The following is a 22,925-nucleotide window of genomic DNA, read 5'->3' as shown; positions in this document are numbered from 1 at the left end:
ACGATGAACGAGTGTTGAAGCCAGGCCGTGGCGCCTTGCGAAAGGCGATCATGCCGGATTTCGTTAGACTGACCGTCGCAACGCGGCCGGGCCGTGAGTGGCGACACCATGTCAAAAGTCGCTGCAGAGCATAGCCGAAACACAAAAACGGGTAAAAAAGCATCCATGCAGGCCCACAGACCGTAATCACGGTTCTCGGCTTGCGCGTGCGCTTCAAACAAAGGGACCACATGCAGCGAATCGCTATCGTAGGCAGCGGCATTGCCGGATTGGGTGCGGCCTGGCTGCTGGATGGCACGGCGGACGTCACGGTGTTCGAGTCGGCTAATCGGGCCGGTGGGCACGCCAACACGGTCATGGCGGGCGATCAGCCTGTGGATACCGGCTTCATCGTGCTCAACGACCGCAACTATCCGAATTTCGAAGGGTTACTCGCCGAGCTCGATGTGCCCACCGCCGATAGCGATATGTCTTTCGCGGTGTCGATCGGCCGCGGCGCGGTCGAATGGGCCGGTGACAGCTGGCGTACGCTTTTCGCCCAGAAAAGCCGGCTGCTCGATAGCCGCCACTGGCGCATGATCGCGGATATCGTGCGATTCAACCGCCAGGCACGCCATCTGATCGCCACCGACGCCTTGCCTTCGATGTCGCTGGGCGAATTTCTGGATCGCAACAACTACAGCGATGCTTTTGCCGCGCGCTATCTGTTGCCCATGGCGGCGGCCATCTGGTCCACGCCGACGGCCAATATGCGCGATTTTCCGGTCGGCCCGTTCATGCGTTTCTTCGACAACCATGGCTTGCTGGAGCTCACCAACCGGCCGCAGTGGAAGACGGTCGTCGGTGGTAGTCAGCGCTATGTGCAGGCCATCGCGCAGCGCCTGGGCGGGCGGCTGCGTCTGGCGACGCCGGTGGTGCGCGTGCGCCGCGACGAGCAGGGCGCCCATATCGAGACCGCCACCGGCGAGGTGGAGACGTTCGATAGCGTCATCTTTGCCTGTCATGCCGACCAGACGCGCGAGATGTTGGTCGATGCCAGTTCGAACGAGCGCACATTGTTGTCGGCGTTCAGCTTTCAACCCAACCGCGCGATCTTGCACAGCGACACGTCGCTGATGCCGCGTCGCCGCAGCGTGTGGGCGTCCTGGAACTACCTCGCGGATCGCGACACCGTTGATGATCAGCGCGTGATGGTCAGCTACTGGATGAACCGCCTGCAGTCGATTGCTGGAGATCGGCAATACATGGTCACGCTCAATCCGCTGACCGAGCCGGATCCGCGTCATGTCATCCGCGAGATCGAATACGATCACCCGATCTTCGACGGCGACGCGATTGCGGCCCAGGGGCGTCTGGACGAGATCCAAGGTGTGAATCGCGCCTGGTTCTGCGGTGCGTGGACGGGCTATGGCTTCCACGAGGACGGCCTGGCGTCGGCGGTACGTGTGTCGCGGTCGCTGGGCGCAACGATCCCGTGGCATGGGTAGCCACGGGGCACTCTATCGCTGCCAGGTCAGGCACCGGCGTCCCGGCGCGCCGCGATATCGCTTCGTGTACCGCAGTTTCTATCTGTTGCTGGATATCGACGCCATTGATGACGCCTGCGCGGCTTCGCCTCTGATCTCGCGCAACCGTTTCAATGTGCTGTCGTTCAACGACGCCGACCACGGCGCGCATCGCGCCGATCAGAATCTGCGCGAATGGCTAGACGGCTTGCTAGACGAGCACGGCGTCGATCTGGCTGGCGGGCGCGTGCAGCTGCTGACTATGCCGCGCGTATTCGGCTACGGCTTCCACCCGATCAGCGTGTTCTATTGCGAACATAGTGATGGCACGCTGCGAGCGATTGTCGTCGAGGTCCACAACACCTTTGGCGAGCATCATTTCTACGTCCTGCATGAGCAGGGCGCCGCCATCCCCTGGCGCGCGGCGCAGGACAAGGCGAAAGCCTTCCATGTCTCGCCTTTCATCGATCGCAGCGGTGCTTACCGGTTCCATTTTGCCGAGCCAGGCGAGCGGCTCGGCGTGGGCATTCGGCTGTTCCAAACGGATGGGGCGGATCAGGAAAAGCAGCTGCGTATTGCCACCACCCTTACCGGCGAGCGGCGAGCGCTGACCACGGTAAACATCCTTAAGGCGGTTTCGCGCGTACCGTTCATGACAATGAAGGTGACGGCGGCGATCCACTGGCAGGCGCTCAAGCTCTGGCTGCGTGGCGCCGTATTCCAAAAGAAACCAGACCAGAACAAACCGAATGTCTCATGAAACAACAGCCCTGAGCCGGTCCGACGGCGCGACACAGCAGGTCGGCGAGCCGACCAACTGGCGCGAGCGCCAGGTCGTCAAGCGTCTGGATCGCCTGCATACCGGCCGACTGGAGGTTACGCTTCCCAATGGTTCGCTGGCGGTCTTTGCAGGCGAACGGCCCGGCCAATCGGCGGCGCTGCGTATCCACACGCCGGCGATGGTCACAAGGCTGTTCAAGGCGGGCTCGATCGGCTTTGCCGAAGGCTATATGGCCGGCGAATGGGACACCGACGATCTGGCCACGCTGATCTATCTGCTGCACCTCAACGAGGACGCGCTCGAGCCGGATTTCTCGCGCCTGCAGCATATCTACACTCTGATCAGCGCGGTACGCCATCGCCTGCGGCGTAATTCCAAGGCGGGATCCAAGCGCAACATCGCTTATCACTATGACCTCGGCAACGATTTCTATGCCCAGTGGCTCGACGAGACCTGGACCTACTCCAGCGCCATCTTCGCTCGTGCCGACGAGCCACTGGCCGACGCCCAGCAGCGCAAGTACGCGCGGCTTCTGGAACGCCTGGATGCCAAGCCCGGCGATCATATTCTCGAGATCGGCTGCGGCTGGGGCGGTTTCGCCCGCTATGCCGCCGAGCACGGGGGTTGCCATGTCACCGGCCTGACGTTGTCCACCGAACAGCTGCGCTTTGCCGAAGAGAAAACCCGAGAAGCCGGTCTGAGCGATCGCGTGTGCTTCGAACTGCGCGATTATCGCGACGTCACCGACACCTACGATCACGTAGTTTCGATCGAGATGTACGAAGCCGTCGGCGAGGCCTATTGGCCGACCTATTTCAAGGCGATTTACCAAGCCTTGAAACCCGGCGGGCGGGCCGCGATCCAGGCGATCACCATCGAGGATGATCGCTTCGACTATTATCGCGCCAACGTCGATTTCATTCAGGAATATGTCTTTCCCGGCGGCATGCTGGCCTCGCCGGAAATCTTTCAGGCGAAGGCGGCCGAGCAGGGACTATTCACTCGTGAGAGCGATTTCTACGGCGCGGACTACGCCCGCACGCTCATGCGCTGGGACGAAGCGGTATGGGCGGCGCGTGAGTCGATCATCGCCGACCGGGGCGAATCCTTCTTTCGCATGTGGCGCTACTATCTTGCCTACTGCGCGGCCGGTTTTACCTCCGGCAATATCGACCTCATGCAGATCGCGCTCGAACGTGAGTGAGCGGCAGAATCGAGTTGAATGGCCCAAGGTGACGATGGCATGAGCAGTCCGCGCATGGCGCTGGATCGGTTGGGCGCCTACGGGATTCTTGGTCTGCCGCTGGCCGCGCTCGGCCTGCCGCTGGTGGTCTATCTGCCACCGTTCTATTCCCAGATGCCGGGTCTGAATACCGGCATTGTCGGCATCCTGATCTTCGTCGCACGCCTTTTCGACGTGGTGTCCGATCCGCTGATCGGCAGCGCCTCGGATCGACTGCAGACGCGTTTCGGGCGCCGGCGGCCGTGGATCGCGGCCGGCACACCGCTGCTCATGCTCGCAGCGTGGTTCCTGTTCATTCCGCCGGATAACGCGGGCGCCGCCTATCTGCTCGTCTGGAGCATCCTGGCTTATCTCGGCTGGACGCTGATCTATCTTCCGTACACGACGCTGGGTGCGGAGCTGTCGAGCGACTACGACGAGCGTTCGCGCATCACCGCCTGGCGCGAGGGCTTCTTCGTGCTGGGCACGCTGATCGCAATCATGCTCCCGGCACTGACCCAGCGCGTGGCCGGCGGCGCCGGGGCAGGGCTCGCTGCGATCGCGGTGTTTCTTGTCGTGGCGCTGCCGATCGCCACCGCGCTGTTTCTCTGGCGCGTGGCCGAGCCGGCCGGCGAAAATGCCTCGCGTATCCGCTGGCGCGAAAGTGCGCAGCTACTGGCGCGCAACGCGCCGTTCCGGCGCCTGCTGATCGCCTATCTGTTCAACGGTGCGGCCAACGGCCTGCCAGCCGCACTCTTTCTGTTCTTCGTTACCGCCATTCTCGGCGGCAGCGAAGTCACCGGCGGTATTTTTCTGGCGATCTATTTCCTGTCTGCGGTCGCGGGTCTGCCGATCTGGCTGCGTATCGGGCGTAACTGGAGCAAGCACCGGCTCTGGTGTGCGTCGATGCTCTGGGTCAGCTTGGTGTTCGTGTTCACGCTCACGCTGGGCGAGGGCAGCTATCTAGGCTACGGCATCATCTGCGTGCTGGGCGGAACCTGTCTCGGCGTCGATCAGGCGATCGCGGCGTCCATCCAGGCCGACGTGATCGACGAGGATACGGCCGCCGGCGGCGACGGCCGCGCCGGCCTTTATTTCGGGCTCTGGGGCATGGCGACCAAGCTGGCGTTTGCGATCGCGCTGGGCATCGCCTATCCGGTGCTCTGGCTGGCCGGCTTCGATGCCTCGCAGGACAACGACGCGACGGCGCTGTGGACTCTGGCGGTGCTCTACGGCCTGTTGCCGGTGATCATCAAGCTGGGTGTGGTCGCGATGATGTGGAATTTCCCGCTCGATCGGCGTCGCCATGCCGAGCTGCAGGAAAACATCGGCCGCGCTGCCCGCGACCGATCTTAGCGCGCCTGATTCCGTCGCGCCGAGCTATTCGAGGTCGGCCAGTAGTTTCTTCAGGTCGGCCGTGAGTTCGTCCACCGTCTCGGTCTGGTTGACGAGCAGCCGCGAGCGGCCATCGGGGCCGAACACGAAGATCGCGCTGCTGTGGGAGACGAGGTAGAAGCCGTTGTCGTTCGGCTCGCCGTAGCCGTAGGTCACCCGGTAGCGCTTGGTGAACGTCTTGAGCTGATCCTGGTTGCCTGTCAGGCCGACGAATTCGTCGCCGAAGCTGGAGGTGTACTGCTTGAGTCGCTTTGGCGTGTCCCGTTCGGGGTCGACGCTCAGGAAAAGCACGTCCACGTCGTTGCGCGTGTCGTCATCCAGGCCGCCGAGCGCGGCGCGGATACGCGACATGGTGGCCGGGCAGATATCCGGGCAGTTGGTGTAGCCGAAGAACAGCAGCTTGAGCCGGCCATCGTAGTCGGCCTCGGTCACCTTTTCGCCCCGGTCGTCGGTCAGCTCGAAGGCGAGATCCGGCATTACGCCGGTGATGTCGTGCGCGGTGTATTCCGGCTCGCCGCCGCAGCCGGCCAGCAACAGAACAGCGCACATCAGGCCCGCGAACGTGTGGCGACGGAAAAAGTGGGCGGTCATGTCGGAGACTCCTTGGTAGACGGGCCGGCAGTGGCTCCCGGGCTGCGATCGTGCACGAAGCCGAAGCGCAGCAAAATGAGAGTGGCGATGACGCTCATCATCGCGGCCGGTATCCAGGTGATCAGGCCGCCGAGTTGCTGATCGACGATGGGCGAGATCGGAAAGGCCCGCCCGCAGACGGCATAGACGTCGTAGACCGTGTCCGGCGCCAGCGCGATATAGGCGCCGAGCGCGATCTGCGGCGGCATGACCGCCCACAGCACGATGATGCGCAGGCCGGTGGAATAGGTGGTACGGGTGGTGCCCGGCCGCCGCGGGTCGAGCATGAACCACCAGAACAGCAGGCCGTCGGCTGCCATCGACAGGTTCATCAGCCAGTAGTCGCGCGCCGACAGCATGGCGGTGAAATGGATCGACGGCGTCAGCCAGAAATAGATCAGGCCGACGAACAGCACCGCGCTGATCAGCGGATGCTGGACGAAACGATAGCTCCACATGATCGGAGGCAGTGTGCCGAGCCCGCGCATGCCGCGGTTCAGCCACGCCGGTGCGCCGGCTGCCAGTATCGCCGTCGGCATCGACAGGGCGATGAGGAACGGGCCGAGATGGTGCAGGATCAGATGCTGCGCGCGGTGGATGAAGAACATGTACTGCGCGTAATAGTCGACATGCGTCTGCATGACGGCATACATGGATACGAGCCCGAGTAGGAACGCCAGGGCGGGCAGCGTGTCACGCAGGCGCCGACGACGGGCGAGGCCGCGCAGATAGCAGGCTGCCACCAGGGCGAAGAGCACGATCAGCCACGGCTGAGGCTCCCAGGGCGTGATCCAGCGGATGATCTCGTCAGTCATGCAGTGGCGGCGAAATTCGTTGAACGGTCGGTTAACGATGGCAAGGTCGGGCCGGCGCGAGGATGGGATGGCGCACACCGTGTACCGCGCTGACTACGTTCGCGCGTAAAGGCCGGATGTCTCCGGGGACTTCGTCGGTCGGCCGGTTGCGGCTGGGCCGCGCTCAGCGCTTCCAGTCGTCGTCCTTGCGTTCTTCCTCGGCCCAGGCGTCCTCGTCGAGATCGCGCAGCTTGCTGCGATCGACGTGCTTGAGATCCTCGCGGCTGGCCGCGATCTGGCGGCGCACCCACTGCAGCAGCCCGAGTCCCGCAACGACGAGCGCGATGACGATGATGATCCAGACGATGGTGTTCATGCGCTATAGCCCCGCGACACGGCGGATAATCGGAAAGTACAGCGCATACGGTAGCCGCTGCAGCAACTTGAGGAAATAGGACAGCCGCCGTGGGAATGTGATCTCGAAGCGGCGCGCTTCCAGACCGCGTCGCATGCGCCGTGCCGCGTCGTCCACGCCGATGATGAACGGCATGGGGAAACGGTTCTTGTCAGTGAGGGGCGTGCGCACGAAACCGGGCGTGATCACGCTGACGTCGACGCCGCGCCCTGTCAGATCCAGCTTGAGGCTCTCTGCGAGCGCGATCATCGCCGCCTTGGAGGCTGAGTAGGGTCCACCACCCGGCAGTCCGCGAAAACCCGCCACGCTGGCGGTAAGCGCGATATGGCCCGCGCCGCGTTCGAGCATGGCGGGCAGCACGGCGCCGATGCCGTTGACCGCGCCGCCATAGTTGACCCGCATGCGATCGAACACGTCGTTCGCGTCGTAGCGGTCCACGGAGAAACCGCTGCCGACCCCGGCATTGAATACGGCCAGATCGATCGGTCCGAGCGTGTTTTCGATGGCGGTCGCGACAGATGCGTTGGCTTCGACATCGGTCACATCGAGCTCGAAGGCGCGGATAGCCTCCGGTGCCCGGGCGCAAACAGCGGCCAAGCGGTCCGGGTTGCGCCCGCTGGCGGCGACCTGCCAGCCGTTCTGCGCCATTTCTTCGGCGAGTGCCGCGCCGATGCCGGAGCTGGCGCCGGTGATCCAGACGACGCGTTTTGCACTCATCGTTTGCTCTCGGTTTCGGAAAAACGGGTCGCCGACCGGCTGGGGTCCTGGAGTGCGGTGACCTCCACGTCCTTTTCCGCCCAGCGCTGGGCGAGCCAGCGCTTGAAACGGGCGCGATAGTCGGGATCGCCCATGTAGTCGCCAATCAGCAGATCACTCGGCACATCGAGGCGCCGCATACGGATCACGATCTCCGGCACGCGCCCGCACAGCACGTCCCAGAACTTGGGCTCGGGCTGATTGACGTAGGCAAAGGTCATGTCGAGCACGCCGTCGAGTACGCCGTGCATGGCGTTGAGCGTGAAAGCAGTGCCGCCGGCTTTCGGGGGCAGCAGGGTCTGGTAGGGCGAATTCACGGCCTTGCGCTTGGTGGCATTTGCCCGCGTGCCTTCGGCAAAGTTCACTATCGAGACCGGTTGGTCGCGAAACACCGCGCAGGAGCGGCGTACGGTTTCCATGTCCTGCGTCCGAAGGGCCGGATTCTTTCTGACCTGGGCCGGGGTATGGCGCTTCATGAACGGGAAGTCGAGCGCCCAGCAGGCCAGCCCCACGACGGGCAGCCAACGCAGCTGTTCCTTGATGAAATAACGCGGGAACGGCAGCTGCGGTTCGATCACGTGACACAGCAGCATCACATCAGCCCAGCACTGGTGGTTGGCAATCACCACGTAGCGCCCGTCCGGATCGTCGGGCACCTGTTGATCGAAAGTCACGCGCGAACGGCCCATGCCCAGAATCGAGGCGTTGATGCCGCGTGCCCACCGGACCGCGATCCACAGCACGACGCGCGTGGCCGGCTTGCGGACCGATGGCCAGGGCGCGAGCAGCTTCACCAGGCTGGCCGGCAGCAGGGGAATGAACCAGGCCAGGGTCACAAGGACCATGCCGAGAATCGCGAGGGCCCCGCGAATGTTTTCCAGTGCGCGCTTCATGAGGATCGGTGTATGTCCTGCCCGATTGATGATGCGGGCAATGTAACGGTTGCCGATGGCAGGGCCAAGCAGGGCAGCCTATGGATGGCGCGCCGCAAGGCGCTATCTGGCCCGGCGTTAACCGAGCCCGCGACACTAAGTGCTTGCTGCCTGCGAAGCCTTGAGCGTAAACCGGCCCGCTCTGCGGGTGTAGTCGAGGTGCCTCTCAAGCAGCGAGAGAGCGTGGATCAGCGCGCCGACAGCTCGTGCACGGCATCGACCAGAGCAGCCACATGATCCGGATTCACCTGCGGCGTCACGCCGTGGCCAAGGTTGAATACATGCCCCGGGTGATCGCCGAAGCGCTGCAGCACGTCACCGACGTGATGGCGGATGATCTCCGGACGCGCGTAAAGCATCGCCGGATCGAGATTGCCCTGCAGGGCGACCTTGTCGCCGACGCGCTCGCGCGCCTCGTCGATGTTGATGGTCCAGTCCAGACCCAGCGCATGACAGCCCGTCGCCGCCATGGATTCCAGCCACGGCCCGCCGCCCTTGGTGAACAGGATCACCGGCACGGTGCTGCCGTCGGGCGCCGGTTGCAGCTGTTCGACGATGCGTTGCATGTAGGTCAGCGAGAATTCCTGATAGGCCGAAGGCGTCAGCACGCCGCCCCAGGTATCAAAGATCTGCACTGCCTGGGCGCCGGCCGCGATCTGGGCGTTGAGATAGGCCGCGACCGACCGGGCGAGCAGGTCCATGAGCTGATGCAGCGCCTCGGGCGCGTTGTACATCAACGCCTTGATGTGCTGATAGGTCTTGGACGGGCCGCCCTCGACCATATACGTCGCCAACGTCCAGGGGCTGCCGGCGAAACCGATCAGCGGCGTCTTGCCGTCCAGCTCGCGACGGATCAGGCGCACCGCGGCCGGTACGTAGCCCAGGCTGTCTTCCATATCCGGCATCGACAGTTTCGCGATGTCTTCGGGCGTGCGAACCGGGTGATGGAAATTCGGGCCTTCGCCGGGGATGAAATGCAGGCCCAGACCCATGGCTTCCGGAATCGTCAGGATGTCCGAGAACAGAATGGCGCCGTCGAGTTCGAACCGGCGCAGTGGCTGAAGCGTGACCTCGCATGCCAGTTCCGGGTTCTGGCACAAATCCATGAAGCTGCCGGCTTTTTCCCGCAGCGCGCGATACTCCGGCAGATAGCGCCCGGCCTGGCGCATGAGCCAGACGGGCGTGACATCGACGGGTTCGCGCCGTAGCGCGCGGAGCAGGCGATCGTGAGACATAGCAAACTCGTGCCGAGACGCCGCAACACGGCGACGCCCATGAAAAGAATTGCGCGCAGTTTAACGGCTGGGTGCACCGCGGCGATAGCGATGCACGCTGTCCGAAGCGCGGCCGGTCAGCCGTTCGCGCGCTCGGCGATCGCCGCGGCGATCTCGGTCTGGATAGCGCGGGCGGCCGCGCACGGGTCGGCCGCGTCACGAATCGGCCGGCCGACGACGAGATAATCCGCGCCGGCGCTGATTGCCGCCGCCGGCGTCATTACGCGTTTCTGATCGTCCGGTGGGCGTTCGTCGTTGACGACCGGACGGATGCCGGGCGTGATTGCGATCAGCTTGTCCGGCGCGTGCGCGCGCAGGTTTGCGACTTCCATGCCGGAGGAGATGACGCCATCGCATCCGGCTTCGAGTGCACGCTTGGCACGCGAAAGCACCAGCGACTCGATATCGCAGGCAAAGCCCATGTCGTCGAGATCGCCCTGGTCGAGACTCGTGAGGGCAGTGACAGCCAGAATCCGAGAGTTACCACTGCGCGCCGCTGCAGCGGCTTCCATGACCTGCTGGTTGCCGTGCACGGTAATGAAATCTATATCGCGCGCGCACAGACGCCGCACGGCGGCCGCGACAGTGGCCGGCACGTCGAACAGCTTTACGTCGACGAACACCTTCTTGCCACGGGCCTTGAGCCAGTCGACCAGCTCGAAATAACCCGGCGCCATCGCCAGTTCGAGGCCGACCTTGTAGAAGGTCACTGCGTCGCCGAGCGTATCGACCAACGCCCGTGCCGCGTCGGCATCGGGCACGTCGAGGGCGAAGATGAGGCGATCGGTATCGGGGATGGCGGACACGTGCACGCTCCGGTCAGCAATCGGTGCTCATGGCGGGCCGGGCCGGCCGGCCCGCCATGAGCAGAACGGGGCGATCAGGCCGCGTTGCCGGATTCGCCGGCGCCGACCTGCAGATAGTCGAGAATACCCTTGGCGGCTTCGCGGCCTTCGAACACGGCCGTGACCACCAGGTCGGAGCCACGCACCATGTCGCCGCCCGCAAAGATCTTCGGGTTGGTCGTCTGGTGCTTGAAGCGGCCCTTCTCGGGCGCGATCACGCGGCCACCGTCGTCGATGTCGACGCTGTGGCTGTCGAACCATTCCTGCGGATTGGGGCGGAAGCCAAAGGCGATGATCACGCGATCCGCGTCGATCACTTCCTCGGTACCCGGCACCGGCTCGGGGCGGCGACGGCCACGTTCGTCGGGGGCGCCCAGTTTGGTGGTGACCACCTTGATGCCCTCGACCTTGGTGTCGCCGACGATCTCGACCGGCTGGCGATTGAACATGAACTCCACGCCTTCTTCACGCGCGTTCTGGAACTCGCGCGCGGAGCCAGGCATGTTCTCTTCGTCACGGCGGTAGGCACAGATGACCTGCTTGGCACCCTGGCGGATGGACGTGCGGTTGCAGTCCATGGCGGTATCGCCGCCGCCGAGCACCACCACGCGCTCGCCTTTCATGTCGATGAAATCGCGCGGGTTCTTCTCCAGATCCAGCACGCGATTGATGTTCGCGACCAGGAACGGCAGGGCTTCATGCACGCCTTCCAGATCCTCGCCGGGGAAACCGCCCTTCATGTAGGTGTAGGTGCCCATGCCGAGGAAGACCGCATCGTATTCTTCCATGAGGTCTTCGATCTGGACGTCCTTGCCCACTTCGACGCCGAGCCGGAACTCCACGCCCATGCCTTCCATGACTTCCCGGCGCGTTTCGACCACGTCCTTTTCGAGCTTGAAGGGCGGGATGCCGAACGTCAGCAGGCCGCCGATACGCGGGTACTTGTCGAACACCACGGCCTTGACGCCGCTACGCACGAGAATATCGGCGGCACCCAGGCCCGCCGGGCCGGCGCCAATCACGGCGACTTTCTTGTCGGTCCACTCGACATTCGATACATCCGGACGCCAGCCCTGCTTGAAGGCCTCGTCGGTGATGTATTTCTCGACCGAGCCGATGCTGATCGCGCCGAAGCCGTCGTTCATCGTGCAGGCGCCTTCACACAGGCGATCCTGCGGGCAGATACGGCCGCAGATTTCCGGCAGCGTATTGGTCGCATGCGACAACTCGGCCGCTTCGAAGAGGTTACCTTCGTTGACCAGCTTCAGCCAGTTCGGAATGTAGTTGTGGACGGGGCATTTCCATTCGCAGTAGGGATTGCCGCAGGAAATACAGCGCCCGGCCTGCTGCGAGGCCGTTTCCTTGTCGAACTGGCCATAGATCTCGGCGAACTCGTGAATCCGGACTGGCACCTCGACCTTTTTCGGGTCCTGGCGCGGCGTGTCGAGAAACTGCAAATGATTCTTTGCCATTGCTAACCTTTTGTCGTTACGCAGCCCGCGCCGCGCCTGTCGTAATCGACAGGCGCGGCGCGGCCCCCTTGCTTTCCCGCGCGATCAGGCCGCGCGATTAAGCGTATCGAGAATCGTGTCCACGCTTTCGGCCTTCGGCTTCACGAGCCAGAACTGGCCGACGTAGTCGCGGAAGTTCTCGAGAATTTCCTGGCCCCAAGCGCTGTCGGTGGCGTCCACATAAGCCTCGATCATGTCGCGCAGATAGTGGCGATGCGCTTCCATGTTCTCGGATACGACGCGATGAATATCGATGAGTTCGTGATTGTAGCGATCCACGAATTCACGCTTTTCGTCGAGCACATAGGCCAGGCCGCCGGTCATGCCGGCACCGAAGTTCACACCGGTGTGGCCGAGTACGACGATACAACCGCCGGTCATGTATTCACAGCCGTGATCGCCGATGCCTTCAACGACCGCGGTGGCGCCGGAGTTGCGCACGCCGAAACGTTCGCCGCCCATGCCGGCGGCATACAGCGTGCCGCCGGTGGCGCCATACAGGCAGGTGTTGCCGATGATGGCGGCTTCACGGGCCACGAACTGCGACGCGCGTGGCGGGCGGATCACGATCCGGCCGCCGGCCATGCCCTTGCCGACATAGTCGTTGGCATCGCCTTCGAGCTCGAGATGCAGGCCGCCGGCATTGAATACGCCGAAGCTCTGGCCGGCGGTGCCGGTGAGCTTGAGCGTGATCGGCGCGTCTTCCATGTCCAGATTGCCGTGGCGACGGGCGATCTCGCCCGACAGTCGCGCGCCCAGCGAGCGGTTGTTGTTGTGTACCTCGTATTCGAACGTGCCGCCGGACTTGTTCTCGATCGCGTCGAGCGTATCGGCGACCATCTGCTCGGCCAGTTCGCCCTTGTCGAACGGCTCGTTGCGCGGATCGATGCAGTGCGTGGGCACGTCGCTGGCCAGGCCGCCGTCTGAGAGGATCGGTGCCAGGTCCAGACCCTGCTGCTTGGTCGTTTCGCCGGGCAGTATCTCTAGCAGATCGGTTCGCCCAATCAGCTCCTCGAGCGACCGCACGCCGATCTGTGCCATCAGCTCGCGGGTTTCCTGGGCGATGAAGCCAAAGAAGTTCTGCACCATCTCGGGAATGCCAATGTAGTGGCGCTCGCGCAGGATCTCGTTCTGTGTGGCGACACCCGTCGCACAGTTATTGAGATGGCAGACGCGCAGGTACTTGCAGCCGAGCGCGACCATCGGGCCGGTGCCAAAACCGAACGACTCCGCGCCAAGAATCGCGGCCTTGATCACGTCGAGGCCGGTCTTGAGGCCGCCATCGGTTTGCACCCGCACCTTTTCGCGCAGGCCGTTGGCGCGCAGCGTCTGCTGGGTCTCGGACAGGCCGAGTTCCCACGGCGTGCCGGCATAGCGCACGGACGTCAGCGGGCTGGCGCCCGTGCCGCCGTCGTAGCCGGAAACGGTGATCAGGTCGGCATAGGCCTTGGCCACGCCGGCTGCGATCGTGCCCACACCGGGCCCGGAGACCAGCTTCACCGACACCAGCGCCTGCGGATTGACCTGCTTGAGGTCAAAGATCAGCTGGGCCAGGTCTTCGATCGAGTAGATATCGTGATGCGGCGGCGGCGAGATCAGCGCCACGCCGGGCTTGGAATAGCGCAGCCGCGCGATCATCTCGTTGACCTTGTGGCCGGGCAGCTGGCCGCCTTCGCCAGGCTTGGCGCCCTGGGCGATCTTGATCTGCAGCACTTCGGCGTTAACCAGATAATGCGGCGTCACGCCGAAACGCCCGGAGGCGACCTGCTTGATCTTCGACATCTTTTCGGTGCCGAAGCGCGCCGCGTCCTCACCGCCTTCGCCGGAGTTCGAGCGACCGCCCATGCGGTTCATACCCGTGGCCAAGGATTCGTGGGCTTCGGGTGACAGGGCACCCAGGGACATGCCGGCCGAGTCGAAACGCGGCGTGATGTCTTTGATGTCTTCGACTTCGTCGATATCGATCGGCCGGATATCGTCGCGCAGCTTGAACAGATCGCGCAGCACGGAGACCGGCCGGCCCTGAACGATGTCCGCGTACTCACGGTACTTGGCGTACTCGCCGGTGCTTACGGCTTCGTGCAGCGTGGCGATTACGTCCGGGTTATAGCAGTGGTATTCCTGGCCGTGCACGAACTTGAGCAGGCCGCCCTGATTGATGGCGACGCGCGGGTTCCAGGCGTTCTGGGCCAGCTGCGCGATATCCGATTGCAGATGGGCGAAGCCCGCGCCCGCGACACGGCTGACCGTGCCGGTGAAGCAGGTATCGGTCACTTCCCGGTCGAGGCCGACGATCTCGAACAGCTGGGCGCCGCGGTAACTGGTGACCGTGGAAATGCCCATCTTGGACATGATCTTGTACAGCCCCTTGTTGATGCCCTTGCGGTAGGTCGCACAGAGCTCATCCGGGTTGCGGCTGTCGATCTGGCCGCAGCGCACGAGATCGTTCAGGCATTCATAGGCCAGGTACGGGTGAATCGCACTCGCGCCATAGCCGATCAGGCAGGCGAAATGATGCGCATCGCGGGCACTGGCGGTCTCGATCACGAGATTGGCATCGCAGCGCAGATTCTCGCGCGTCAGGCGATGATGTACGGCGCCCGTGGCCAGCAAGGCCTGGATCGGGAGCTTGCCTTGTTCGATCTCGCGATCCGAGAGGACGAGCACCGTGGTGCCGTCCTTGACCGCGGCCACGGCCTGATCGCAGATCGCGGCGATTGCGTCGTCGAGCGCGGTGCCGGCGTCGTAGTTCAGATCGATGATCGTATGTGCGTAGTCTGCGTCGTCGAGCGATAGCAGCCGACGGTACTTGCCGGTCGATAGCACGGGCGAGTCGACGACGAGGCGCTTGGCGCGTTCCTCGTTCTCCTCGAATACGTTGCGCTCGCGGCCGAAGCAGGTCTCCAGCGACATCACGATCCGCTCGCGCAGCGAGTCGATCGGCGGGTTGGTGACCTGGGCGAACTTCTGGCGGAAGTAGTCGTAGATCACGCGGTCCACGCGCGACAACACCGGGAAGGGTGTGTCGTCGCCCATCGAGCCGGTGGCTTCCTGGCCGGCTTCGGCCAGCGGGCGCAGCACCTGATCGCGCTCTTCGAACGAGACATGGAAGAGCTTTTCGTAGGTCTTGACCTGATCGCGTTCCATCCACGCTTCATCACGCGTGTCCGACAGGCGCGATTCGAGCATACGGGCGTTCTTCTTGAGCCACTGCTTGTACGGTGCGCGGCTGGCCAGCTGCTGGTCGATCTCCTGCGGCTTGATCAGTTCGCCGTTTTCCGTATCCACGGCGATCATGTCGCCGGGCTTGAGACGACCCTTGGCTACCACGTCGGCCGGGTTGTAGTCCCAAACGCCGATTTCGGAGGCCAGGGTGATGTGGCGATCCTTGGTGATCACATAGCGCGCCGGGCGCAGCCCGTTGCGATCGAGGCAGCAGGCGGCATAGCGGCCGTCGGTGAGCACGATGCCGGCCGGGCCGTCCCATGGCTCCATATGCATGGAGTTGTACTCGTAGAACGCGCGCAGATCGGCGCTCATGTAATCGACGTTCTGCCAGGCCGGCGGCATCAGCAGGCGCATGGCATAGAAGATATCCATGCCGCCGGCGAGCAGGATCTCGAGCATGTTGTCGAGGCTCTGCGAGTCCGAGCCGGTGGTCGAGACCAGCGGCAGGATCGATTCCAGCTCGGGCAGCTTGTCTGAGACGAACTTGTTCGCCCGCGCGGTCGACCAGTTGCGGTTACCGGTGACCGTGTTGATCTCGCCGTTGTGGGCGAGGTAGCGGAACGGCTGGGCCAGACGCCATTGCGGGAGCGTGTTGGTCGAAAAACGCTGGTGGAACACGCAGAGCGAGGTTTCCAGGCGCTCGTCGGCCAGGTCCTTGTAGAACACCGGCAGATAGCTGGGCATGACCATGCCCTTGTACGACAGCACATGCGCCGACAGCGACGGCACATAGAACACGTGGTCGTCAGGCAGGGCGTTCTCGGTGCGTCGGCGCGAGAACACCAGTTTGGATTCGAACAGCGCGTGATCCATATCGGCCGGCGCGTTGACGAATACCTGCTCGAGGTAGGGCAGGGTGTTGATCGCTTCCGTGCCGCAGGCGTTCTCGGGGTCGATCGGTACCTCGCGCCAGCCGGCGATCTCGAGGCCTTCGTTCTCCAGCTGGCGGGCGAGTTCTGCCTTGGCCGCGTCACGCAGGTCCGGATCAGGATTCAGGAAGACAATGCCGCTGGCGTAGTGGTCGGCCAGCTCGATGCCGGCTTCGTCCGCGATCAGGCGCAGGAAAGCATCCGGTTTTTTCATCAGGATGCCGCAGCCGTCGCCGGTCTTGCCGTCGGCCGCAACTGCACCACGATGGGTCAATCGTTCGAGCGCGCCGATCGTGGTCTCGACCAGCCAATGGCTTGGCTGGTTGTCCATATTGGCGATCAGGCCAAAGCCGCAGGAGTCCTTCTCGAACTCTGGAGAATAGAGTCCGCCTTTCAACTGATGCATTGTCTTTTTTCCTCGCCTCGGGTCAGCTTCGGCGCGTTCGGGGGGCGATTCCCTGTGCCGAATGCCGTATCGGAATCGTGTGCCGCGGCCGGTGCCGCAGGGATGGTCACACTATACGGTGCAACGGGTCGCCATGATGCGGGCGACCGGATCGGACGCCGGGGGCGTACCAATGTTAGCTAAAAGTATAAAAGGCGGTCCGGGCGCAATCAATCGACACGCATGAAGCGCGCCAGCGCGGGCCACCCTGGTATCGATCTATCGATCGAAATAGCGCGTGAGCGTCGCATCGAGCGTATCACCGTAGTCGCTTGTAACCACGGCACTACCGATATCGCGCATTAGCACGAGCCGCAGTGTACCGGCTTCGACCTTTTTGTCGCGGCCCATCAGGGCGCGGATGCGCGCGCGCTCAAGTTCGCGTGGCGGCGCGACCGGCAGGTTAGCCGCCACGATCACGCGTTCGATACGTTCGCACTGGGCGTCATCCAGCCAACCGAGGCGACGGGCTGTATCGGCGGCCATGCACATGCCCGCAGCCACCGCTTCGCCATGCAGCCATTGCCCGTAGCCCAACTCGGCCTCCAACGCGTGGCCATAGGTATGACCGAGATTGAGCAGCGCCCGCTGGCCGGATTCGCGCTCGTCGGCGGCGACCACCTCGGCCTTGTTGGCGCAGGAGCGGCGGATCACCTCGATCAGCAGCTCCGGTTTGCGCGCGTTGATCGCGTCCATGTTGGCTTCGAGCCAGTCGAAGAACGCCGCGTCGCGGATCAGCCCGTACTTGATAACCTCGGCCATGCCGGCAGCGAACTCGCGCGCCGGCAGGGTTTCCAGCACGTCGACGTCTGCCAGCACGCGCGTGGGCTGGTGAAAGGCGCCGATCATGTTCTTGCCCAATGCGTGATTGACGCCGGTCTTGCCCCCCACGGAAGAGTCGACCTGGGCGAGAAGGGTGGTCGGTACCTGCACGAAATCGATACCGCGCTGGTAGCTGGCGGCCGCAAAGCCGGCAATATCGCCGATTACGCCGCCGCCAAGCGCGACGATTGTTGCGTCGCGGCCATAGCTGCCTTCGAGCAGGCGATCGTAGATCTTTTCCAGCGTGTCTAACGTCTTGTACTGCTCACCATCCGGTAACACGAGCGTATCGACCTGGTGCGATTCAGCCAGGGCCGCACTGACGGCGCCGACGTAGAGTGGGCCGACCGTCTCGTTAGTGACGACCAGCACGCGTTCGCCGCGAATCGCGTCGGCATAGGATCGTGATTGGCCGATCAGGCCTGGGGCGATGTCGATATCGTAGCTTCGGTTGCCGAGATCGACACGCAGTGCGGCCTGGGGATCGTTATCGCGGGTCATGCCTGCCAGCGTCCTTCTTCGATGGAGGAAGTAGACGGGCGCGCCCCGTCATCCGAATTCGCGCCGACTAGCCGGCCACGATCGCGCACCACTACGGTGCCGGCGATCTTGTCGTGCCAACCCTGCTTGCGCTTGTCGATACCTACCCAGATCAGCCCCAGCCCGAGAGGGAAAGAGGACAGGAAATAGCCGATGTAGCGGATTACAAATTGGCTTGTGTGCGGATGCTCGCCGGTGCGGGCATCCACGATGCGCGCACCGATCGCTATTTTGCCGGGCGTGGCTTCGCGGTAGACCCAGAAGGCGATGATTGCCAGCGCTGGAAGCACGTAGCTAACCAGCACATGGGCCGGGCCGAGAATCAGCGGCCCGTCGGATGCAAGCACCGCCTGGCCGTAGATCATGTGCAGCAGCGGCAGCACGATGATGAGCAGCAGCATCGAATCAATGATCGATGCCCACACGCGAATCCAGAAGCCAGCGTAGATCGGGCCGCCGCTTGCGCCGCTATCGGTCACGCCGTGCCGATGGCCTCGAGCTGCTCGACGATCTCGCGTGCCAGTCGGCGCGCCTGCTGCTCACCGGTGGCAACTACGACGTCGGCGATCGAGCGGTAAAGCGGGTCGCGCTCTTCCATAAGCTTCGACAGCGTAGCCTCGATATCCTCGCTGCCTTCCAGCAGCGGGCGATTGTTGGCCTTGCGCGTACGAGCGAGCTGCTGCTCGAGAGAAGTCTCGAGATAAACCACCACACCACGCGCCGAAAGCAGATCACGGGTGGATTCATCCAGCACCGCGCCACCGCCGGTGGCCATCACCGTGTTCGGCTGTTCGCTGAGCTCAGCGATCATCTCGCGCTCGCGCTTGCGAAAGCCGTCCTCTCCTTCCATGTCGAAGATGAAGGAGATATCGACGCCAGTGCGTTTCTCGACCTCATGGTCGGAGTCGACAAACGACATGCCCTTGATCTCGGCAATACGCCGGCCGATCGTCGTTTTGCCAGCGCCCATCGGGCCGACTAGATAGATGTTTGGATTAGCTGCCATAGACCTATGATGATACCTATTTATAAGATTGGCGGCCTCTCGGGATCAGGGCGCGCTATCTTGGCTTATCGGTGCCGAACCGCGGCTTATTACACCGCTGGGCGTGGTCACGGTAATCAGGAACACGCCTGAGCCAGGCTCACTGTCGGGTTCCAGCCGGAACACAAAGCGACCGGCCTCGTCGTTCTGAGCGGGATCAGAACTGTCGCTGGCTTGTTCAAAGCTGGCGTCGCCTACGATAGAGCCTTGCGTGGCTTCGACACTTACCGTCGTGCCCGCCGGCGCTACTTGGCCGCGCTCATCCAGGACCGAGACTGTTACCGTCTGCAGGCCGCCATCCAGATCGATCGATGACGGCTGCGTCGTTATATTAAGGGTGGAACCGGAAAATACAACTACGACGCTGTCACGTACGTTCAGGCTGGTGTTTTCGCTGGCATTGTCGCAGCCGCTGTTACACAGCGCACCGGTAAAACTGCCGCTTGCCGGGCTGTAGTTGTCGTCGCCATTCCCGCCCGCGCCGAAGTCCACGAATGGCTCGTTGCCGTCGCGCGCACCGTTTTCGTTGTCGTCCCGATATGCTTCGGGCAGGTCATTTTGCGCAGGGAATACGTCAGAGCTATCGAAACGGCCGTTACCATTGGTATCCGTAAAGCTTTCCTCACCAATGGCGGTCGCCAGAACGGTTACGCGACCGTCTGCGGGGCGCGGATTCTGTGTGCGTAGCGTCACCGAACACTGCCCATCAGTGGTCAAGCAGCTTCCGCCGATTGATCCGCCTTCTGTCTGAAAGCTGACCGCGGTGCCATCCGGCACGGGATTGTTAAAGCGGTCGGCGAGAAGAGCGGTCACCTCGGTGGTCACGTTGTTCCTGTCACCGCCTTCGATATTGAGCGTTTCTGCGCCAATCGTGAAACTGTCGTTGTCTGGGATGCCGGTGGTGATCGATAGAGCGTTCGACTGTGCGCTTAAAGTCTGGCCGGCGACGTTTACGGTTTGTGCCGTCACCCGCACGGAGGTGGCTACAGTTCCGGACGACACGGTCGTTGACGCGCGTCCGTTGGAGTCGGTCGTCGCCTGATTGTTGCTGAGCTCGATGCCGCCGACCTGTGTATTGAGGCTGAAATTTACCTGCTGGTTGGGCACGGGCCCGCCCGTGGTGTTTGTGACGACGAACGATATCGTCGATTGCTCTGGCAGCGTGCCGCCTGTTCCCTGAATCCCGATAGCATTTGGCTCCGCTCCATCGAACAGGATCGAGCCTGGGGGCGCGGTTTCGGTATCAAGGCTCACGGAAGCCCGTAGTGTGGTCCCATCCACCACGGTAGTTGCCGTAACAATATCCGTGCCGTCGCAGCCGCGTGCGGTATAAGTCGTGCTAATGCGGCCCGTGGTGTTCTCCACGATTTCGGGTTCAAGTTCGGCAGTGCCATTGCTTGCACAAGGCGAAGTGAAGGATACGGACGTGGCGTCGGTAAGTAGCGCGCCGTCGCCGTCGACGAGGACTACGGCCAGAGTAGCCGTCTGCCCGGCAGGTACCGATGAACGGTCGGAGCTGATAACGCCGGCGCTAAATTCTCCGTTGCCCTCTAAAGACCCGAGTTGTGGGGTGTCCGAAGAGCTGTCATCGCCGCTCGTAGGAGGAGTGCTCCCGCCGCCCGAATTACCGGACGAGCCACCGTCGTCATCGCTCCCGGAAGTCGAGCCGCCGCAAGCGGCGACGGTGAACGCGACAGTAGTCGCGAGCAGCAGGTTGCGAATGCTATACACAGTCATCGGTCCAGTCCCCAACTATTTCTTTTATTAACAAGCGGTGCGCGTATTAGCGCTGCAAGGACAGGGTGTCCTTGAGAATCTTTGGTGTTACGAACAGCAGCAGTTCGCGCTTGTCGCGCTGACGCTGGGTGCCGCGAAACAGGACGCCGAGCAGCGGGATCTCGCTGAGGATCGGGACACGATCGGAGACGTCCCGGTTCTCTTGCTCGTAGATGCCGCCGAGAACGACGGTTTCCCCGTTATCGACAAGCACTTGCGTGGTCAGGCTGCGCGTATTGATCGACGGTACGCTGCCGCCGCCCTGGACGTTGATCGTGTCACCTTGCGTGTCCTGGGTGACGTAGAGATCCATGATCACGCGTTCATCCGGCGTGATCTGAGGCGTGACAGTCAGCCCGAGCACCGCCTCCTTGAATTCCACCGTGGCTGCACCGCTGGATGCGGCTTCGAGGTAGGGGATCTCTACGCCTTGCTCGATTTTGGCTTCTTTGGCGTTCGCGGTGATGACACGCGGCGCGGAAATGATTTCGCCGCGATTCTCGGATTCGAGTGCCGAAAGCGCCAGATCTAGATTGAAGGTGTCGCCGATGATGCTTGTGGAGATCGTGCCGGCCGGATTGGTGACCGGCAGATTAATCGTATAGCCCGTGTTCGCTAGATAGTTGCCGTCCGTGGATGACTCGAACGCGGCATTGTCTGTGCCGGAAGACGATACGCCCAGGTTGCGGGAGAACTCGCGATTGGCGACCACAATGCGGGACTCGATAAGCACCTGGCGGACCGGGATATCGAGCCGGTTGATCACGCGACGAATCTCGTCGAGCTTTTCGCGAGTTTCGTTGACCAACAGGCTGTTGGTGCGCTCGTCGACGGTCACCTGGCCGCGGGCAGACAGCAGTGACAGCTCGCCCGTGGTGCTGCGCAGCAGCGCGGCGAGCTCGCCGGCACGGGCATAGTTGATCTGGATGATTTCGGAGCGTAGCGGCGCCAGATTGATCGTGGCCTGCTGGGCGGCGAGTTCGGCCTGCTCGCGGGCAGCAATTTCGGCGAGCGGAGCCACCGTGATCACGTTGTTCTCGCGACGCATGCCTAGGCCTTTGGACTGCATGATGATGTCCAGCGCCTGATCCCATGGCACGTCTTCGAGACGCAGCGCCATATTGCCGGTCACGCTGTCGGACACGACCATGTTTACGTCGGCCACATCGGCGATGATCTGAAGCACGGCCCGAACATCGATGTTCTGAAAAGACAGGGAGATGCGTTCGCCGGTATAGCGTGGCTCGGCTTCTTCGCGTTCCGCCTGCTCGGAGGCGGTCAACGGCTGAAGTTCGATATAGAAGCGGTCGCCGGTCTGATAAGCGATCTGCTCGAAATCGGCGCCGCTCACCGGAGTGATTACCAGCCGTGTGCCTCCGTCGCGGCCGAGCGCGTCGATCGTTTTTACTGGTGTCGCAAAATCGAGCACGTCCAGGCGGCGCTCGAGTGCCGTGGGCAGCGAGACGCCGGGCAGGTTGGCGATCACTTGGCCGTCGCGCTCGCTCACGTCAACAGCGGAATTCACGCCGTCGAGCAGGATCTCGATCCGGCCAGAGCCGTTCTCGCCGCGGCGGAAGTCGATATCTCGTACCTGCGGGCCCTGTACCGACGCGGTCTGGGCTTGGTAGTCGCTGTCAGTCATGGGGCGAACCGGCGTGGCCGGGCGCACGGAAGCCTGAGTGACCGGTGCCTGTGAGTCAGACTGCGCGTTCGCGCTGCCGCCAATACCGATGACGATCTCATTGCCCTGCCGATTGATGCGGTAATCGGTCATGCTCTCGAGTTCGACCACCACCCGTGTACGGTTCTCGCCAGCGGCGAGAGCAATGGCCTGGACCGGGCCCTCATCAATGCGCTGGTAGCGTTCGGTCACGCCGAGATCCGTCCCCGGCAGGTCGATGGATAGGCGGGCAGGCTCGTTGACCGTGAAAACGGACGGCACCGGCGCGGCCCCTGCCAGCGTGAGGCGAATATTGACCTCGCTGTTACTTGCCGCAGTAGCGTCGATCGCAGTGAGCGTGTTGGTGGCCGCATGGGCGCTCGTCACGCCGGCGAGCAGCAAGGCAAGGACCAGCCAGCGCCGGTGCAACCGGTGCGTCAGCGAGGAAATGCGTGCAATCGGTCTGCTCATAGTCTGCTT

18 protein-coding genes are annotated in these 22,925 nt (G+C 63.1%); 4 read left to right on the top strand and 14 right to left on the bottom strand.

From position 1 onward, the window contains the following. Window positions 1-230: 230 nt before the first annotated feature. From SADO_RS11095 to SADO_RS11080, 4 genes are read left to right on the top strand one after another with little or no spacing between them, the layout of a single operon-like run. Window positions 231-1,487 (top strand): NAD(P)/FAD-dependent oxidoreductase, encoded by a 1,257-nt coding sequence (locus SADO_RS11095; protein ID WP_353111313.1) that lies wholly within the window; start codon window positions 231-233, stop codon window positions 1,485-1,487. After that, window positions 1,480-2,265 carry a DUF1365 domain-containing protein gene (locus tag SADO_RS11090; protein WP_353111311.1) on the top strand — a complete coding sequence of 262 codons (786 nt, stop codon included), beginning with the start codon at window positions 1,480-1,482 and terminating at the stop codon, window positions 2,263-2,265. The genes SADO_RS11095 and SADO_RS11090 overlap by 8 nt, the downstream gene beginning before the upstream one ends. Then, entirely contained in the window at window positions 2,255-3,490 is a 1,236-nt protein-coding gene (locus SADO_RS11085) for a class I SAM-dependent methyltransferase (protein ID WP_353111309.1), read from the top strand. The genes SADO_RS11090 and SADO_RS11085 overlap by 11 nt, the downstream gene beginning before the upstream one ends. 18 nt (window positions 3,491-3,508) lie before the next feature. After that, window positions 3,509-4,864, top strand: coding sequence for an MFS transporter (locus SADO_RS11080; RefSeq protein WP_353111307.1), 1,356 nt, complete (start codon window positions 3,509-3,511; stop codon window positions 4,862-4,864). Between the two features lie 24 nt (window positions 4,865-4,888). Here SADO_RS11080 and SADO_RS11075 read toward each other — a convergent pair whose 3' ends face one another. The 14 genes from SADO_RS11075 to SADO_RS11010 form a co-directional block, all read right to left on the bottom strand. Then, entirely contained in the window at window positions 4,889-5,494 is a 606-nt protein-coding gene (locus SADO_RS11075; protein WP_353111305.1) for an SCO family protein, read from the bottom strand. Beyond that, window positions 5,491-6,348, bottom strand: coding sequence for a cytochrome c oxidase assembly protein (locus SADO_RS11070; protein WP_353111303.1), 858 nt, complete (start codon window positions 6,346-6,348; stop codon window positions 5,491-5,493). Before SADO_RS11070 ends, SADO_RS11075 begins: the two co-directional genes overlap by 4 nt. 163 nt (window positions 6,349-6,511) lie before the next feature. Continuing rightward, window positions 6,512-6,703 carry a hypothetical protein gene (locus SADO_RS11065; RefSeq protein ID WP_353111301.1) on the bottom strand — a complete coding sequence of 64 codons (192 nt, stop codon included), beginning with the start codon at window positions 6,701-6,703 and terminating at the stop codon, window positions 6,512-6,514. A 3-nt stretch (window positions 6,704-6,706) separates the two neighbouring features. Beyond that, entirely contained in the window at window positions 6,707-7,459 is a 753-nt protein-coding gene (locus SADO_RS11060) for an SDR family NAD(P)-dependent oxidoreductase (protein WP_353111299.1), read from the bottom strand. Beyond that, the gene (yihG, locus tag SADO_RS11055) at window positions 7,456-8,391 is read right to left on the bottom strand and encodes a 1-acylglycerol-3-phosphate O-acyltransferase, YihG family (RefSeq protein ID WP_353111297.1); all 936 of its coding nucleotides are present in this window, start codon (window positions 8,389-8,391) and stop codon (window positions 7,456-7,458) included. Before yihG ends, SADO_RS11060 begins: the two co-directional genes overlap by 4 nt. 227 nt (window positions 8,392-8,618) lie before the next feature. Continuing rightward, window positions 8,619-9,665, bottom strand: coding sequence for a uroporphyrinogen decarboxylase (gene hemE, locus SADO_RS11050; protein WP_353111295.1), 1,047 nt, complete (start codon window positions 9,663-9,665; stop codon window positions 8,619-8,621). A 116-nt stretch (window positions 9,666-9,781) separates the two neighbouring features. After that, window positions 9,782-10,510, bottom strand: a complete 729-nt coding sequence (gene pyrF / locus SADO_RS11045; RefSeq protein WP_353111293.1) for an orotidine-5'-phosphate decarboxylase — start codon at window positions 10,508-10,510, stop codon at window positions 9,782-9,784. Window positions 10,511-10,584: 74 nt separating this feature from the next. Further along, window positions 10,585-12,021 carry an FAD-dependent oxidoreductase gene (locus SADO_RS11040; protein ID WP_353111291.1) on the bottom strand — a complete coding sequence of 479 codons (1,437 nt, stop codon included), beginning with the start codon at window positions 12,019-12,021 and terminating at the stop codon, window positions 10,585-10,587. A gap of 84 nt (window positions 12,022-12,105) precedes the next feature. Then, complete coding sequence (gene gltB, locus SADO_RS11035) at window positions 12,106-16,563, bottom strand: glutamate synthase large subunit (RefSeq protein WP_353111289.1); 4,458 nt, start codon at window positions 16,561-16,563, stop codon at window positions 12,106-12,108. A 258-nt stretch (window positions 16,564-16,821) separates the two neighbouring features. After that, window positions 16,822-17,925, bottom strand: a complete 1,104-nt coding sequence (aroB, locus tag SADO_RS11030) for a 3-dehydroquinate synthase (protein ID WP_353111287.1) — start codon at window positions 17,923-17,925, stop codon at window positions 16,822-16,824. Continuing rightward, complete coding sequence (locus tag SADO_RS11025; protein WP_353111285.1) at window positions 17,922-18,443, bottom strand: RDD family protein; 522 nt, start codon at window positions 18,441-18,443, stop codon at window positions 17,922-17,924. The genes aroB and SADO_RS11025 overlap by 4 nt, the downstream gene beginning before the upstream one ends. Beyond that, window positions 18,440-18,970, bottom strand: a complete 531-nt coding sequence (aroK, locus tag SADO_RS11020; RefSeq protein WP_353111283.1) for a shikimate kinase AroK — start codon at window positions 18,968-18,970, stop codon at window positions 18,440-18,442. The genes SADO_RS11025 and aroK overlap by 4 nt, the downstream gene beginning before the upstream one ends. A 45-nt stretch (window positions 18,971-19,015) precedes the next feature. Further along, window positions 19,016-20,746, bottom strand: coding sequence for an Ig-like domain-containing protein (locus SADO_RS11015; protein WP_353111281.1), 1,731 nt, complete (start codon window positions 20,744-20,746; stop codon window positions 19,016-19,018). Window positions 20,747-20,792: 46 nt separating this feature from the next. After that, window positions 20,793-22,916, bottom strand: a complete 2,124-nt coding sequence (locus tag SADO_RS11010; protein ID WP_353111279.1) for a type IV pilus secretin PilQ — start codon at window positions 22,914-22,916, stop codon at window positions 20,793-20,795. Window positions 22,917-22,925 lie beyond the last annotated feature (9 nt).

This window comes from Salinisphaera dokdonensis CL-ES53 (genome assembly GCF_040361215.1).
Taxonomy (GTDB): Bacteria; Pseudomonadota; Gammaproteobacteria; order Nevskiales; family Salinisphaeraceae; genus Salinisphaera; species Salinisphaera dokdonensis.
This window is presented reverse-complemented; position numbering and strand designations above follow the sequence as displayed.